Origin of the sequence: Sorangium sp. So ce834, assembly GCF_051521425.1 — a bacterium.
GTDB lineage: Bacteria > Myxococcota_A > Polyangia > Polyangiales > Polyangiaceae > Sorangium > Sorangium cellulosum_D.
This window is the reverse complement of sequence record NZ_CP150351.1, coordinates 2,057,658-2,072,855: the sequence shown is the minus strand read 5'-3', so window position 1 is coordinate 2,072,855 and position 15,198 is coordinate 2,057,658. Positions and strand designations below refer to the sequence as shown.

The window sequence follows — 15,198 nt, the reverse complement described above, 5'->3', positions numbered from 1 at the left end:
TCCCGGGAGGGAAGCGCATTACCCGTCGCTAGGGCCCGCCTTGGTACAGCACCAGCACCACCAGCGCAGCCCGGCCACGCGCGAGCTCACGTGGGCGGCCCCGCGCGGCCGGGCTGCGCCGAGGACGAAGGCCTCGGAGCCGGAGCGAGCGGAGGACGCGGTGAACGCGCTGGGCATGCGGGGAACATAGCTTGCGGTCGCGCGGGGGGTCAAGCGGGTTCGCGGCGGTTTCCGCTTCGCTGGTTCTGCCGGTCTTGTCTGTCGACCGGCCCGCCTCCCGCCGGCAGCCTTCCTTCCCGCGCGCGGTTGCCCAGCGGCGCGACGGACGCCCGTGGGGTCCGGGCGCGGGCGCGCGAGACAGCTCCCGTCGAGGACGTGGTGGATGCGCACGTTTCACGGCGCCGCGGTGGCCACAACGCTCGTCGGGCTCAATCGAACACGAACCAGCGGACAACCGAGACGACAAGACCACTCTCAGGCCGCTCAAAGCGACCACGCAATTCGATGGTCGACACTGTTCCGGTTGGCCGATTCGGATTCGGGGGTTGCATCGTCAACCCGAGCCCATCGCACACCCGATGAGCGGGCGCTTCTCCGTTGACTTCCTCGAGCCGCCTCGCTTCCCTCCCTGGGACATGAGCACCGTGGCGATGGAGGCGGCGTCGGTCGGAGCGCAGCTGCGTCCGGTCGGCGTGATCCGGTCCGCGCTCAAGAGCCGCGGCGATGCGCCCAGGCAGGGCTCGGAGGGCGCGCCCGATGCGTGGGTCGAGGTGCACCCGTGGGCGGCGGAGGCGCTGAAAGGCCTCGTCGCTGGCGACGAGATCCTCCTCATCACGTGGCTTCACGAGGCGCGCCGCGACGTCCTCCAGGTCCACCCGCGCTCTGACACGAGCAACCCGCTCACAGGCGTCTTCGCGACGCGATCGCCGGACCGACCGAACCCGCTCGGCCTCCACCCCGTCTTCGTGCGCGCGATCGAGGGCGACCGCCTCCGCGTCGGGCCCATCGAGGCCATCGACGGAACGCCGGTCGTCGACATCAAGCCGGTCCTGAAGTGAGGGGCCGCACGTCGAACGCACCTCGTGCCCGATCGACCTCCAGCCGGGCGCGAGCGTCGAGATCCGCGAGCTCGCCGCCGCGCGCCCGCGATCGACCCGCGCCGTGGGATCCAGCGCGCCGACCGTGACGAGCCCGTCCACGCAGGGCGTCCCGAACCTCCCCGGGTGGGGCAAAACTCCCCTGTTCGAGCAGGCTCCTGGGCCTGGCGGCACGAGGCATACGACGTGCAATGCGCGTGGGCTCGCCGGCCTCGTCGGCACGGGATGGCTGGCGGAAGGAGCTGTGCATGAGCCTCATCGACCCGTGGGTCGGCGATCCGCCGCCCCCTCCGCCCGCGGACCGGTATGGCGCGGGCTGCCGGGTGCTCGTGGCCGAGGATGACGACGAGATGCGCGCACTGCTGGCGTCCACGTTGAAGTGTGACGGCTTCGAGGTCGTCGAGGCGAAGAACGGCCTGGAGCTCCTCGATTACCTCCTCCCCTGGTTCTCCGGCCGGGAGCCGCCTGCGCACGTGGACGCGATCGTCAGCGACATCCAGATGCCGTGCTTCACGGGCATGGAGGTGCTCGCGGGCCTGTCCGCGGTGCGGCGCCGGCCGCCCATCGTCCTGATCACCGCCTTCGGCGAGAGCTCCACCCACACGCTGGCGCGCTCCCTGGGCGCCGCCGCGGTGCTCGACAAACCGTTCGACCTCGACGCGCTGCGAGGGGTGATGAGCCGGGTGATCGCGGCGCGGCCGGCGCCGGAGGACCCGGGTTGAGCTCCCCGACCCGGGTTGAGCTCCCCGACCCGGGTTGAGCTCCCCGACCCGGGTTGAGCTCCCCGACCCGGGTTGAGCTCCCCGACCCGGGTTGAGCTCCCCGACCCGGGTTGAGCTCCCCGACCCGGGTTGAGCTCCCCGACCCGGGTTGAGCTCCCCGACCCGGGTTGAGCTCCCCGACCCGGGTTGGGCTCCCGCAGGTCGGCGCCCGACCTCGATCGCTCCCCTCCCCGCCGCCCCCAGCCCATCCGCTCCCGCAGGATACTTTCCGGTTCCGTGCACCGATGGTAGGCCCCCGTTCTGCAGGGCGCACGACCTCGCGGCCAGGCGCGATAGGCCCTCGCGAGGCGCCCGCGCGGCCCTCCCCCCAGTGTGCCCATGATCACCGCCGAACCAGGTCCCCCGCCGCCGAGCGCCGCCGGCGCCCATGACAGCGTCCCGCCGCGATCCCCGAGCGGTCCGCCCGCCCGCCCGAGCGCGCCGCCGGCGCGGTCCGCCCCTCCGCCGGCGCGGTCCGCCCCCCCGCCGCCGCGCCGCAGCGCCTGGACCACCCGCCTCGGCGAGGCCTGCGTGCTCGGCCTCGGCGTCGCGTCGCTCTCCGCCGTCCCGACCGCGCTGCGCACCGCCCGCGCCGGCGCGTCGTTCCTCGACGGGCTCCTCGTCGGCACCGCGGTCCTGCTCCCGCTCGTCACGCTCGCGATCATCCTCTCGCGCGCCGCCGGCCGCGGCTTCCGCGGCATCGTCGGCGCGGGCGGCGAGCGCCTCGCGGTCCTCCGCGTCGCGCTGTGGATCGGCGTCGCCGTGCCCGTGCTCGCCGCCCTCGCCGCCCTCCTCAAGGCGACGACCCACCACCGCGGCCTCGCCGGCGCGACGTTCGGCGTCCTCGGCCTCGCCGGCGTCGCCGCCGCGGCGCTCCTCACCCAGCGCCTCGTCGCGCTCGGCGACCGCCTCGCCGCCCGCGGCGTGAAGCCGTGGATCCTCGCCGTCGCCGGCGCCGCCATCGGCGTCCTGCCCCTCGTCGCCGCCTTCGCGCCGCTCGCCGCCCTCGCGGGCAGCACCCCCGGCGACGCCGGCGCCGCCGTGCGCGCCGCCATCGTCGACGGCGCCATCGCGCTCGTGGCGACCGCGCTCGTCTCCAGCGTCGACCTCAGCGCCGCGGTCGGCCGCGTCGCCGGCCTCGCGGGCGTCCCGCTCGCCGCCCTGGTCCTCATGACCGCGACCGCCCGGGTCGAGTCGTTCCCCGCGCTCGGCCAGGCCGTCCGCGCCGGCGGCGGCCTCGCGGCCACCCTCCTCGGCGCGCTCGAGCGGTGGACCGACCGCGACGGCGACGGGATGGGTTCGCACTTCGGCGGCCTCGACTGCGACGAGGGCGACCCCACCCGGTACCACGGCGCTCCGGACATCCCGGGCGACGGCATCGACCAGGGTTGCGGCGATGCGGCCCAGGGCGACGCCTCCCAGCCCGCCCGGGCGCTCGCGGGCCTGCCTGCCCCCGCCAGCGCCTCGCCGGCCGCGCCGGCGGCGCCGGCGCGCGCCACCGCCGCCGCGCCCGCGGACGCCGCCGCGCCCGCGGACGCCGCCGCGCCCGCGGCGCGCGACGATCGCGGCGCGGTCGTCCCGGCCGTCCTGACCAGGACCACCTCCCCCGCCACCGTGGTGGCCGCCGCCGCCGCGGCGTCCGCCGCCGCCGCGGCCCCCGCCGCCGCCGCGGCCCCCGCCGCCGCCGCGGCGCCCGCCACCGCCGCGCCGGCCCCCGCCGCCGCCGCGATGTCCGCGCCGGGGCGCCCCGACATCCTCCTCGTCACCCTCGACACGGTGCGCGCCGACCACACGTCGGCCTACGGCTACGGCCGCGACACGAGCCCGCGGCTCGCCCAGCTCGCGGCCCGCGGCGTGCTGTTCGAGCGCGCTTACGCCGCCTCGAGCGAGATGCAGCGGGCCATCGCGCCCATCGTCACCGGCCGCCGCCTCAACCGGGCGGCGCGCGACCGCCGCGCGTGGCCGACGCTGCTGCCCGAGAACGACACCCTCGCCGAGCGCATGAAGCGCGCCGGCTACCTCACCGCCGCGGTCAGCTCGTTCACGTGGATCAGCCAGGAGCGCGGCTTCGACCAGGGGTTCGACCGCTTCGAGACCGTCTACGGCGAGGCCCACCCCGAGCGCGAGGCGACCGGCCACCTCGCGGTCGAGAAGGCCATCGAGCTCCTCGACGGCTACGCCCAGCGCGCCCAGCCGGTCTTCCTCTGGCTCCACCTCTTCGACGCCCACGAGCGCTACCTCAGCCACCCCGGCATCCGCTTCGGCGCCGGCAGGACGGCCGCCTACGACGGCGAGATCGCCTACGTCGACCGGCAGCTCGGCGCCCTGCTCGACGCCGTGGCCAGCGGCCCCCGCGCCGGCCGCACCGCGATCATCGTCCACGGCGCGCAGGGCGAGGGCCTCGGCGAGCACGCCTCCGTCGGCCACGGGGTCGAGCTCTACGAGGAAGCCATCCGCGTCCCCCTCGTCGTCGCCCTCCCCGGCGCCACGCCCGGCCGCTACCCGCACCCGGTGAGCACGATCGACATCGCGCCCACCGTCCTCGACCTCGGCGGCGCGGACGCCGCGGCCGTCGAGGGCGGCTCCCTCGCCGCCATCGTCGCCGGCGCGGACCGCGCGCCCCGCGGACCGGTGTTCGCCCGCACCGCCCGCCGCGCGGCGGTCGTCGACGGTCACCTCAAGCTCCTCGTCCTCAAGCGCAAGAAGCGCGACCGGATGCTCCTGTTCGATCTCGAGCGCGATCCCCGGGAGACCCGCGACCTGTCCGACGAGCGCGCCGACGACGTGGCGCGGCTCCGCGAAAAGTTGTCTGCCTTCGAGTCCCCCGCGCAGTAATCTACGCGAGGGAGCATGCACAGGTACGCCCACTCGCCGCGGAAGCCCGCGCCCCCCCGCGCGAGGGCGCTGCGCGCTGCCGTCGCCGCCGGCTTCGCGCTGGGCGTCGCCGCCCTCGCGCTGCTCGTGGTGCGGCTCGCCGAGGCGCCGGCCGTGCCGCCGACGCTCGCCACCGGCGCCATCACGGGCGCGCTGCCGCGCCGGCTCCGGTTCGAGTGGCGCCTCGTGCGCGACCGCCACTGGCAGATCGCGTCGTCCCCCGCCGAGCCGCGCGAGGCCACCGACCAGATCGAGGGCAACCGCGGCGTCTGTTCGACGGGCATGGTCGAGGTCTCCGGCCTCATGAAGCTCGACCCCGCGCCGAGGGCCCAGGGCGACCTGCGCTCCATCGACGAGATGCAGCGGACGACCTGCAAGCACTGGATCAGCAGGGATTACCCGGAGCGGTGCGCGGAGTTCGATCGCGAGAAATGGCTCGCCATGTCGGGCGATCTCGACACGAAGCCGATGCATTTCTGCATCGATCGCTACGAGTACCCCAACCAGAAGGGCGTCTATCCGTTCATCCTCGTCTCGTTCTACGAGGCGAACGAGCTCTGCGCCGAGGAGGGCAAGCGCCTCTGCGACGAGGCCGAGTGGACCTTCGCCTGCGAGGGTGAGGAGGCGCGGCCCTACCCGTACGGTTACGTCCGCGACCCGGAAGCGTGCGTCGTCGACCAGCCGTGGCGCCCGTTCATCGAGACCGCGCTGCGCCCGCGGGGCGGCCCCGCCGCCATGGCCGAGATGGATCGGCTCTGGCAGGGGATGCCGTCCGGCGTCCAGCCCCGCTGCCGGAGCCCCTTCGGCGTCTACGACATGACCGGCAACATCGACGAGTGGACCCGTTCCGTCCGCGAAGGCGAGCGCCCCTCCATCCTGAAGGGCGGCTACTGGGGCCCGGTCCGCACGCGCTGCCGCCCCTCGACCCGCTCGCACGACGAGAACCACATGTTTTACCAGCAGGGCTTCCGCTGCTGCGCGGACCCGGGCGCCGCGGGGGCCGCGCCGGCGGACCGCGCCGTCTCCGGCGATCCTGCCGCCGCCCCGCTGCCGCGCGAGCTCCGCTGACGCGCTCGCCGGCCGGCGGGCCCTCGGCCGTCGCCCGCGCCGCCGCGCAGTCGACCGCGCTGGCCGCAGCGCGTATCCTCTGCGCTGATGGACGATTCCCCCGCCGGACAGGGTGCCTCGCCTGGCTCCCGCGACGTGCGCGCCGCGCACGCCGGCACGCGCCTCGCTGCCCGGGCGGAGCCGCCGCCGGGCGCCGCGCCTGCGCCGCCGCGCGCGCGCCGGCTCGATCGGCTGACCGGCCTCGCGCTCTTCGCCGCCACCGCCGTCGCGGCGCTCCCGACGGCGCCGCTCGTGCTGCGCGCGATCGTCGACGATCGGTCGCCGGTGCAGGGCGCCGGCCGGTTCGCGCACCTCCTGGAGGGGCGTTCCCCGGCGGCGGGCCGCGCGCAGGCCCGCGCCCGCTTCCCCTTCGACGACGACCCCGGCGCCGACGAGCCGCGGTCGCCGCACGACGACGGCCCAGCCTTCGACGAGGAGGACGATCCGGCCGCGCCCGCGCGCCTCCAGGCGGGCATCGCCTCGCGCAGCGTCACGCTGCTCGACGAGCCGCGGGCGGACGGCGCCCGGATCGGCGCCGTCGCCGCGGGGGAGCTCGTGATGGTCGTGCGCGAGTCGGGCGCGTGGGCGCTCGTCATGAAGCACGACGGGGGCAACATGATCATGGGCTGGGCGCGCCGGAGCGAGATCGCCATCCGATGAGCGCGCGGCCGCCGGAGTCGCCGCGCGCCTACCGCGGTCGCCTGCTCACCCCGCTCGCGGCGTCGTCCAACGGCGATCGGGTCCGTTACCTGGACGACGCGCTGCTCGTGGTCGGCAGCGACGGTCGGATCGCGCAGGCGGCGCCCTTCGCCCCGGGCGCCTTCCGGGGGCCGGTGCTGGACTTGCGGCCATCGGTGTTGATGCCGGGCTTCATCGACGCGCACGTCCATTTCCCGCAGACGCGCATCATCGGCAGCGCCAGCGGCTCGCTGCTCGACTGGCTGGAGCGGTCGGTGTTCCCCGAGGAGGCGCGCTTCCGCGACGGCGGCTATGCCGCGCTCGTCGCGGGCGAGTTCACGGCGCGCCTCGTCGCGTCGGGCACGACGACGTGCGTGGTCTTCTCCAGCTCGTGCGCCGGCGCGACCGACCAGCTCTTCGGCGCCCTCTTGCGCGCTGGCCTGCGCGGCATCGCTGGCCTCACGCTCATGGACCAGAACTGCCCCGAGGCGCTCCGTGCCCCTCGGGACGAGGCGATCGCGGCGGCCCGGGATCTCGTGCAGCGCTGGCACGGCGCGGGCGGCGGCCTGCTCGAGTTCGCGATCACCCCTCGCTTCGCGCTGTCGTGCTCGCGCGGGCTGATGGAGGCGGCCGCGCTCCTCGCTCACGATCACGACCTCCTCGTGCAGACGCACGTCGCCGAGACGCCTGCCGAGGGCGAGGCCACGCTGCGCGAGCACCCGTGGGCGCGCGATTACATCGACGTCTACGACCGCGTCGGCCTGCTCACCGGGCGCGCCTTGCTCGCGCACGGCGTTCACCTCTCGCCGCGCGAGTGGGATCGCCTCGCCGAGACCCGCTCGTCGGTCGTCCACTGTCCCGACTCGAACTTCTTCCTCGGCAGCGGTCGCATGCGCCTCGCCGACGCGCGCGCCCGCGCGGTCTCGGTCGGGCTGGGCAGCGACGTCGGCGCCGGGCGCAGCTTCGACATGCGCCGCGGCATGTCGAGCGCCTTCGACAATGCCCTCTGTCTTGGCGACCGCCTCCTCCCGTCCGCGCTCTTCGTCATGGCCACGCAGGGCACGGCCGACGCCATCGGGCTCGGCCGGGTCATCGGCAGCCTCGAGTCGGGCAAGGAGGCCGACTTCATCGCCGTCCGTTTCCCCGAGCACATCCTCGGTGAGGCGGACCTCCTGAATCACCTCGTCTTCGCCCCCGAGACCGCCGCCGTCCACCGCGCCTTCGTCCGCGGCCGCCCCGTCCACCTCCGCCGCCTCGGAGCTCCCCCCCATCATTCACCGTAGGCGTCCGTGGATGCCTCGTACACCTCGAGCTCCCAAACGAGGATCTCGAAATCGCGCCGCAGGATGTACCGTGCCCCGTCGTCCCCGCGCACCTTGAAGTAGAGGTGATCGCCCCCTGGCCACCTGTCGAGGATCTCGGTCACCCGCACGCGGCGCTCCCCCAGGGTGAACGCCACGGGCTCCTCGCTTCCGCCGTGGCCGGCACGGCACGCCACATCGACCCGCATCTGCCTTCGCAGGGTAGCAGGCCCGGGCGCCCGGCTCCCGCGATCCGCCGCGCCGGCGCTCGCCGGCCGGGCGGCGCCTTGGAGCGGCGCTCCCGGCGCGATGCGCCCGGGAGCGCCTCCTCGCTTCAGTTGGGGTTGACCGAGCAGCCGTAGAGCAGGTTCATGCCCGCCGAGTTGTCCTGGACCGCCATGGAGCACGTGTCCGGGCACAGCCGGATGATCCCCTCGTCGATGTAGAAGGACATCGGCTTGCACTCCTCGGGCGTCTTCACCTGGGAGAAGGTCTGCTTCTGCCCGCCGTTGCTCGGCGTGAACTCGATCTGCACCGTCTCCAGATCGATCGAGTGCCCGCCTGGCGCCTTGGGCACCTCGATCTCGCACGACAGCTTCGCGCCCGAGATCACGCTGTCGGCGATCGCCTGGAACACGGCGTCGTAGGTGTCGTACTGGTTGATCGGATATCGCAGCCCTCCGGTCATCACGCTGAGCGTCTGGTACGTCGTCCCGGGGTCGACCGAGCCGGGCCGGCACTGCTTCCAGGTGACGGGCTCCTCCGGCGGCCAGGGCGCGGTCGGCGGCGTGTTCTCCACGATGCCCACGAAGCTGAAGAACATGTAGTTGCGCGCGCTCGGCGAGCCGAAGAGCTCGGGCGCGAGCTTCGTCAGGGCCGCGTCGAAGTCCTGTGCCGCCTTGGTGCCTCCGGCCAAGGTCTCCATGTCATCGTCGTCGATATCTTTGAGAGCGATGTCGCCCTCGTCGGTCTTCGTGGCGTCCGCGCCGAGCGAGATCGTCGAGCAGTCGACGCCGTCGTCGGTGATCTCGACGAACACCTTGAGCGAGTCCGGCCGCAGCCACTGCGACCACCCGGGCGAGGTGGTCTCCCCCTTGGGCGGGATCGCGCCCTTCAGGGTGTCGATGGCGAGACAGAGCGAGTTGACGCTGCTGACCTCCAGGCTGTACTGGTAGAAGTGCGGCGGGTTGGTGTTCGGGGTCGTCGGGACCGGCGAACAGCTCCCGCTGCCGAGCGGCGCCTCGATGCAGACCGACTGCTCCAGAGCCGAGCTGCCGTGCTTCGAGATCATGATGACGCGGTAATCGATGCCGCTCCGCTCGATGATGGAGGCGAAGTTCTGGTTGATGTTCCGCTGGACGCTGTTGATCTCGTCCGTCATGCTCTCGGAGTTGTCGATGAGGAAGATGATGTCGGCCGGCCGCTGCTCGTAATCGGCCTGCAGCTTCGTCGCGACACACGCGTTGTCCTCGTTGAGCGACCCGTCCTCGGTCCCTCCATCGAACTGGAGCCCGCCGCCGTCCCCGAGCCCGCTCCCGGTCGTATCGCTGCCCCCGCCGCCGCTGCCGCTGCCAGAGCCGTTGTTGCCGGAGCTCGCCTCACCACCCCCGCCGGAGCATCCACCGATGGATGCCGCCGCCGCAAGCAAACCCAAACCAATCAGCCCAACAAGCGTCTTCGTCGAGAGCTTCAAAATGGACCTCCCAATGGGGGGCGCGATAGTGCGCAGCAACGGATGTTACCAGAGACACGTCCGGATGGATGCGATCGGCATGAAATAATCGAGCCTGACGGCAGGTAGACAACCGTCCACCGTTGTCGGTCCATGTACCTTGTCTGCGACCGATGGACTCGCGATCTGGGACAGGCGCCCCTAAGGAGCGAGGAGATGGCCGAGCGCGGGTGAACGGGCTCGACGCGCGACAAGGAGGGTCCGCGCGTCCCGTCGATACCACCCTCGTGCACACGCGAAGCGCGCCGAGCAGGCCAGCGCAGGGCCGGGCAGGCTCGTCGACGCCTGCCCCCTTACGACCCTTGCGCGCCCGCCCCCTTCGCGGCGACGAGCTCCCGCGCCGCCGCGAGCAGCCGCTCGGGCGTGTTCGCCTCGGGCTCCTCGGTCACGAGCTCGACGAGCCGCTCCAGGATCTCCCCCACGAGCCTGCTCGGCGGGATGCCGAGCTCTTTCATCAGAACGCTGCCGTTCACCGCGAGATCCTTGGCCGACAGCGCCGCGCCCGCGGCGAGCATCGCCTCCACCCGCGCCCGGAGCCGCCCGATCGTCGCGATGTCCTCGGTCACCTCGCGCCCCTTGCCGAGCGCGTCGGCGACCCCGATCTCGTAGAGATCCGGCGCGAGCGCCGGCGTCACCCGCCGCAGCCACCGCCGCACCGCGGCGTCGGTCCACGAGTCGTCGTAGCAGATCAGGTGGTGACGGATGAGCGCCACGATCCGCGCCCGCTCGTCGTTGGAGAAGCGCAGCCGCGACAGGATCGGCTCGGCCATCTCGGCGCCGACCCGCTCGTGCTCGTAGAACGTGTAGTCGCGGGTCTTCTCCGAGAACTCGCGCGTCCTCGGCTTGCCGATGTCGTGCATCAGCGCCGCCACGCGGAGGATCGGCTCCGGCGTGCACGCGTCGAGGCAGGCCATCGCGTGCCCCCACACGTCGTACGCGTGCCAGCGGTTCTGCTCGCACCCGACCGACTCCATCATCTCCGGGCAGGTGATCCCGAGCAGCTCCGTGCGCCGCATGATCTCGAACGCCACGCTCGGGCGGCGCGCGCGCATCGCCTTCAGCCACTCGTCGCGCACCCGCTCCGCGCTCACGCAGCGGAACGTCTGGTGCGACCGCGCCGTGCCCATGGCGCGCTCGGTCTCGGGATCGAGCGCGCCCTCCAGGGTCGCCGCGAACCGCGCCGCGCGCAGCACCCGCAGCCCGTCCTCGGCGAAGCGCTCGGCCGGATCCCCCACCGCGCGGATGATCTTCGCCTCGAGATCCCGCTGCCCGCCGAACGGATCGATGAGGTGCCCGTCCACCGGATCGAGCGCGATGGCGTTCATGGTGAAGTCCCGCCGCGCGAGATCGGCCGTGATGTCGTCCACGAACTCGACCCGATCCGGCCGCCGCCCGTCGCTGTAGGTCCCGTCGCCCCGCAGCGTCGTGACCTCGTACGGCACGCCGCGCACCATGACGGTCACGGTCCCGTGCTGGATCCCGGTCGGGATCACCTTCCGGAACGCGGCCATGACCTCCTCCGGCCGCGCGTCGGTCGCGACGTCCCAGTCCTTGGCGGGCTCGCCCCGGAGCAGATCGCGCACACAGCCGCCGACGATCCAGCCGCGCTTGCCGCGCTCGCGGAGGCGGCGACAGATGCCGAGCACGTCCTCGGGGACGAGGTCGATGAGGTGAGCTATCTGGGTCACCCCCGCGGCTTATCACGGCGCCCGGAGAGCGGGGCCCGCGCCGAGCAGCCGCTCACTTCTTCTGATGCGCCCAGGGATCCCGCACGTCCGAGCCCTTGGGCGGCTTGGCCGTCGTCTGCGGCGGCGGCCGCGGCGTCCCGCCGGCCCTCACCTTCGAGCCGCCCTTCTCGTCGACCTCGACGAGCTTCACGAGCTTGCTCTGCTCCGTCCCGTCGAGCACGACCGTGCTGGGGTGGTACCCCTCGGCCCGGATGTCGATCGTGACCGTCTGCCCCTGCTCCACGTCGATGCTCGCGGGCAGCCGCAGCTCCACGCCGTTGCGGTAGCCGACCGCCGTCTCCGGCACGGCGGCCAGCGCGACCACCGTCTTCTGCACGGCGGGCGGCGGCGCGGGGACCGGCCTGGCCGCCGGCGCCTCGACCGGCGGCTTCGGCGCCTGCGAGCCCGTGTCCCGCGCGGACCCGCTCGCGCCGATGACGAAGATGGCGGTCACGATCCCCACCGCGGCCGCCGCGCCGGCGACCCACACGTAGCGCGGCCACGGCGAGCGCGGCGGCGACGGCGGCGTCGCCGGGACGATCACCTTCGACGTCTTGAAGTAGTCGTGCGGCACGTTGAAGCCGCCCGAGCGCGCCATCATCTCCGCGACCGCGCCGGGCACGCCCCCGCTCCTCACGCGCTCGAGGTCGTCGTGGAGATCGCTCATCGACTGGTAGCGCGACTCCGGCTTCTTGGAGAGGCACTTCAGGATCACCGCCTCGAGCCCCGGCGGGCAGTCCGGGCCGCCGACGAGCGCGCGGATGGGGACCGGCGCCTTGTACATGTGCTGCGTCAGGATCCCCATGAAGTTGTCGGCGTTGAACGGCAGCTGCCGGCTCACGAGCTCGTAGAGCATCACGCCGAGCGAGTAGATGTCGGTCCGGTGATCGATGGGCGCGCCGGCGGCCTGCTCGGGCGACATGTAGTGCGGCGTCCCGAACACCGCCCCGGCGCGCGTCAGCTTGGTCGTCGTGCTGGTCGACACCTTCGCGATCCCGAAGTCGAGGATCTTCACGAAGTTCGGGTCGCTGCCGCGCGCCACCACGAACACGTTGTCCGGCTTGAGATCGCGGTGGATGATGCCCGCGTCGTGCGCGGCGGCGAGCCCCGCGGACAGCTGCAGCGCGATGTGGCAGATGCGGTCCATCGGCAGCTCGTTCGGCGAGTCGATGAGCTGCGCCAGGCTCACGCCCTCCAGGTACTCCATCACGAAGTACGTGGACCCGTCCGGCAGGTCGCCGAAGTCGGAGATGTCGACGATGTGCGGGTTGCCGATGCTCGACGCGGCGCGGGCCTCCTGCACGAAGCGCTCGAAGATCTCGCGGTCCCGCGCGAGCTCGGCGCGGAGCACCTTCACGGCGACGCGCTTGTCGATGACCTTGTGGCGGGCGAGGTAGACGAACCCCATCCCGCCCTCGCCGAGCAGCCGCTCGATCTTGTACCGGTGATCGAAGGTCGTCCCGATGTACGGATCCTTCGCGCCGGGCGGCCGCCGCTCGCGCGGCTCGACCTCGTCCGGCGGCGGGATCTCCAGGGAGGGCTCCGCCTCGCTGATCGGGGCCGCGCTCGTCCTGCCGCTCACCTCGTCGGCGTCCGGCTCGCTCTGCCGTCCGAGCCGCGGGGTCTTCTGGCGCAGCGGCGGCGGCGCGCGGAAGCTCGGCGGGATCTCGCTGTCCGGCCCCTCGACCCAGCCCGACCTGGAGGGCCTCGACGAGGGCCGGAGCTCGACGTCCACGGGCACGTCGTCGCCTGCGCCCTCGGGCTCCACCGCGGGCGCGAACGCGGCGCCGACGCCGGACGCGCGAGCTCCGCCAGCCGCGCCGCTGGGGCGCGACGCCGGCGCCTCATCGAGCGCGCCTGCCTCTTGCTCGAAAACTCTGCTGCGCGCGGTGTGGTGCTCGTTTTTGGTGGCGCTCATGAAAGGCTCGCGGGCAGAGGTGCACGCCACATGCCGGCATCAGCGGCAGGGTCGGATCCTAGCAGGTGTTCGGTCCGGGAAGCGAGGGCCGCGGACGTCGCCCGCGAAAGCCCGCGCGGCCGGTGGCGCCGGGGCGCAAGCCGCCGCGACGGGGCACAGCCGCGCTGCCCTCTGCGGCGCAGCGGGCACCGTGCCGCGCGCGCCGCGTTCTGCTAGGAGGGCTCCGCGATGAGCTACCCCATCAAGGTCGCGCTCTACACGGCCTGGATTGCCCTCAATGTCGTAGTTCTTCTGGTTCTTGCCGCGCTGATCTACGATATCGCGACGCAGCGCTACACCATCCGGGTCGCGCTGCAGTACCTCGGCTCCAAGAAGCGGGCGTTCGTTTCGGTCGGCACCACGTTCGCGATCCTCGGGGTCGCGCTCGGTGTCGCGGCGCTCGCGACCGTGATCAGCGTGACCGGCGGCTTCCGGACGGAGTTCCGCGACAAGGTCCTCGGGGTCAACGCTCACGTCCTGGTGATCAAGTACTCCACGGATTTCCGGGAATACCGGTCCGTCATGGATCAGGTCGCCAAGGTGCCGGGTGTGATCGGCGCGGCGCCCTTCAGCATCAATCCCATGATGCTGACGCACGGCGACGCGACCGCGACAAACGTGCTCGTGAAAGGGGTCGACCCGGCCAGGAGCCTCGGTGTGGGCGCTGACGGCGCCGCCGTGCCCGTGCTCGATCTGCCTCGGTACGTCCTCCCGGGCGGCGATCTCAGCGGGTTGCGGCGCCCCGGGGCGAAGCCCGCCGAGCGCGCGCCGCCGCCGTCGCCGTCGTTGCCTGACGTTCCTCTCCTGGACAAGGGCGCCCGCGGCGCGCTCGAGCCCGACGCTGGCGGGGAGTTCGATCTGCTGAAGGCGTACGAGGCGCGCATCCTGGAGGACGAGCGCAAGGCGGCCGCGCGGGGCGCCGGCGCCGAGCCCGCGCCTCCGCCGGCCGAGCTCGACGTCGCCGCGGAGGCTGGCGCCGAGGAGGCCGAGCCCGCGCTCGACGCGGGCGCCCCCCAGGGTGCGATCGAGCCGGAGGGCGGCTACGGCAGCAAGCTGCCCGACGACGACGAGCTGCCGCCCGAGGTCGATCCGGATCCCTGCGCGGACAAGGAGCGGGTCGCCAAGCTGCCGGGCATCGTCATCGGCGCCGGGCTGGCGAAGAACCTGTCCCTCGACATCGGCGAGTGCGTCACCGTCACCTCGCCGACCATCGGCTTCTCGTTCTCGGACGGCGCCATCAAGCCGCCGGTCGCCAAGCAGTTCCGGGTCATCGCGCTCTTCGAGGCGGGCTTCGAGCAGTACGACACGAAGCTGGCGTACGCCGATCTCTACGAGACGCAGGCGTTTTACGATCACGGCGACACGGTGACCGGCGTCGAGATGAAGGTCGATGACATCGACAACGCCAGCAACATCGCGCGCGAGATCACGAACCTCCTCAGCAACGGGCTTTACTACACGATGGACTGGGAGGAGCTGAACCACGGGCTCTTCACCGCGCTGGTCGTCCAGCAGCTCCTCATGAGCGTCGTGCTGGGGCTCATCATCGTCGTCGCCGCGTTCACCGTGATCGCGACGCTGATCATGGTCGTGCTCGACAAGAAGAAGGAGATCGCGGTCCTCAAGGCGATGGGCTCGACGGACTCCGAGATCCTGCGCATCTTCCTGTACCAGGGCGGGATCATCGGCCTCGCCGGCACCACGCTGGGGCTGCTGCTCGGCGTGGCGGTGTGCAAGGGGCTCCTGGTCTACGGATTCCCGCTCGATCCGAAGGTCTACTTCATCTCCCGCCTCCCCGTGCACGCGACCCCGCAGGCGTTCGCCATCACGGGCGACGTCGCCATCCTCATCTGCCTCCTGGCCACCGTCGCGCCGAGCCTGTACGCCGGGCGCCTGCGCCCTGCCGAGGGCTTCCGCGCGCAGTGATCTCCCCCTCCTGACCGCGCTCCCCGGCCCTCTCCCCG

The 15,198-nt window shown here is 72.9% G+C and carries 11 protein-coding genes; 7 read left to right on the top strand and 4 right to left on the bottom strand.

Annotated features, from left to right (window positions below):
* Positions 1-635 precede the first annotated feature (635 nt).
* From tsaA to WMF20_RS07425, 6 genes are all read left to right on the top strand, one after another.
* A complete protein-coding gene (tsaA, locus tag WMF20_RS07450) occupies positions 636-1,058 on the top strand; it encodes a tRNA (N6-threonylcarbamoyladenosine(37)-N6)-methyltransferase TrmO (RefSeq protein WP_437617087.1) in 423 nt (140 codons plus the stop codon).
* 287 nt (positions 1,059-1,345) lie between these two features.
* Positions 1,346-1,819, top strand: a complete 474-nt coding sequence (locus WMF20_RS07445) for a response regulator (protein WP_437611884.1) — start codon at positions 1,346-1,348, stop codon at positions 1,817-1,819.
* 570 nt (positions 1,820-2,389) lie between these two features.
* A complete protein-coding gene (locus tag WMF20_RS07440; RefSeq protein ID WP_437611882.1) occupies positions 2,390-4,693 on the top strand; it encodes a sulfatase in 2,304 nt (767 codons plus the stop codon).
* A gap of 15 nt (positions 4,694-4,708) precedes the next feature.
* Entirely contained in the window at positions 4,709-5,800 is a 1,092-nt protein-coding gene (locus WMF20_RS07435; RefSeq protein ID WP_129573678.1) for a formylglycine-generating enzyme family protein, read from the top strand.
* 87 nt (positions 5,801-5,887) lie between these two features.
* Positions 5,888-6,499 carry an SH3 domain-containing protein gene (locus tag WMF20_RS07430; RefSeq protein ID WP_437611880.1) on the top strand — a complete coding sequence of 204 codons (612 nt, stop codon included), beginning with the start codon at positions 5,888-5,890 and terminating at the stop codon, positions 6,497-6,499.
* Positions 6,496-7,800 carry a guanine deaminase gene (locus tag WMF20_RS07425; protein ID WP_437611878.1) on the top strand — a complete coding sequence of 435 codons (1,305 nt, stop codon included), beginning with the start codon at positions 6,496-6,498 and terminating at the stop codon, positions 7,798-7,800. The genes WMF20_RS07430 and WMF20_RS07425 overlap by 4 nt, the downstream gene beginning before the upstream one ends.
* Here WMF20_RS07425 and WMF20_RS07420 read toward each other — a convergent pair.
* The 4 genes from WMF20_RS07420 to WMF20_RS07405 all read right to left on the bottom strand — a co-directional run bounded on the left by WMF20_RS07420 (position 7,788) and on the right by WMF20_RS07405 (position 13,195).
* A complete protein-coding gene (locus WMF20_RS07420; protein WP_437611876.1) occupies positions 7,788-7,976 on the bottom strand; it encodes a hypothetical protein in 189 nt (62 codons plus the stop codon). The two genes, WMF20_RS07425 and WMF20_RS07420, sit on opposite strands and share 13 nt — an antisense overlap.
* 176 nt (positions 7,977-8,152) lie before the next feature.
* Positions 8,153-9,472, bottom strand: a complete 1,320-nt coding sequence (locus tag WMF20_RS07415; RefSeq protein WP_437611874.1) for a hypothetical protein — start codon at positions 9,470-9,472, stop codon at positions 8,153-8,155.
* Between the two features lie 371 nt (positions 9,473-9,843).
* Positions 9,844-11,238, bottom strand: coding sequence for a CCA tRNA nucleotidyltransferase (locus WMF20_RS07410; protein ID WP_129573674.1), 1,395 nt, complete (start codon positions 11,236-11,238; stop codon positions 9,844-9,846).
* Positions 11,239-11,290: 52 nt separating this feature from the next.
* Positions 11,291-13,195, bottom strand: a complete 1,905-nt coding sequence (locus WMF20_RS07405) for a serine/threonine-protein kinase (protein WP_437611872.1) — start codon at positions 13,193-13,195, stop codon at positions 11,291-11,293.
* A gap of 228 nt (positions 13,196-13,423) precedes the next feature.
* Here WMF20_RS07405 and WMF20_RS07400 point away from each other — a divergent pair, with 228 nt between their 5' ends.
* Positions 13,424-15,160: an ABC transporter permease gene (locus tag WMF20_RS07400; RefSeq protein WP_437611870.1), complete on the top strand. Its 1,737-nt coding sequence runs from the start codon at positions 13,424-13,426 to the stop codon at positions 15,158-15,160.
* The last annotated feature ends 38 nt before the right edge of the window (positions 15,161-15,198 follow it).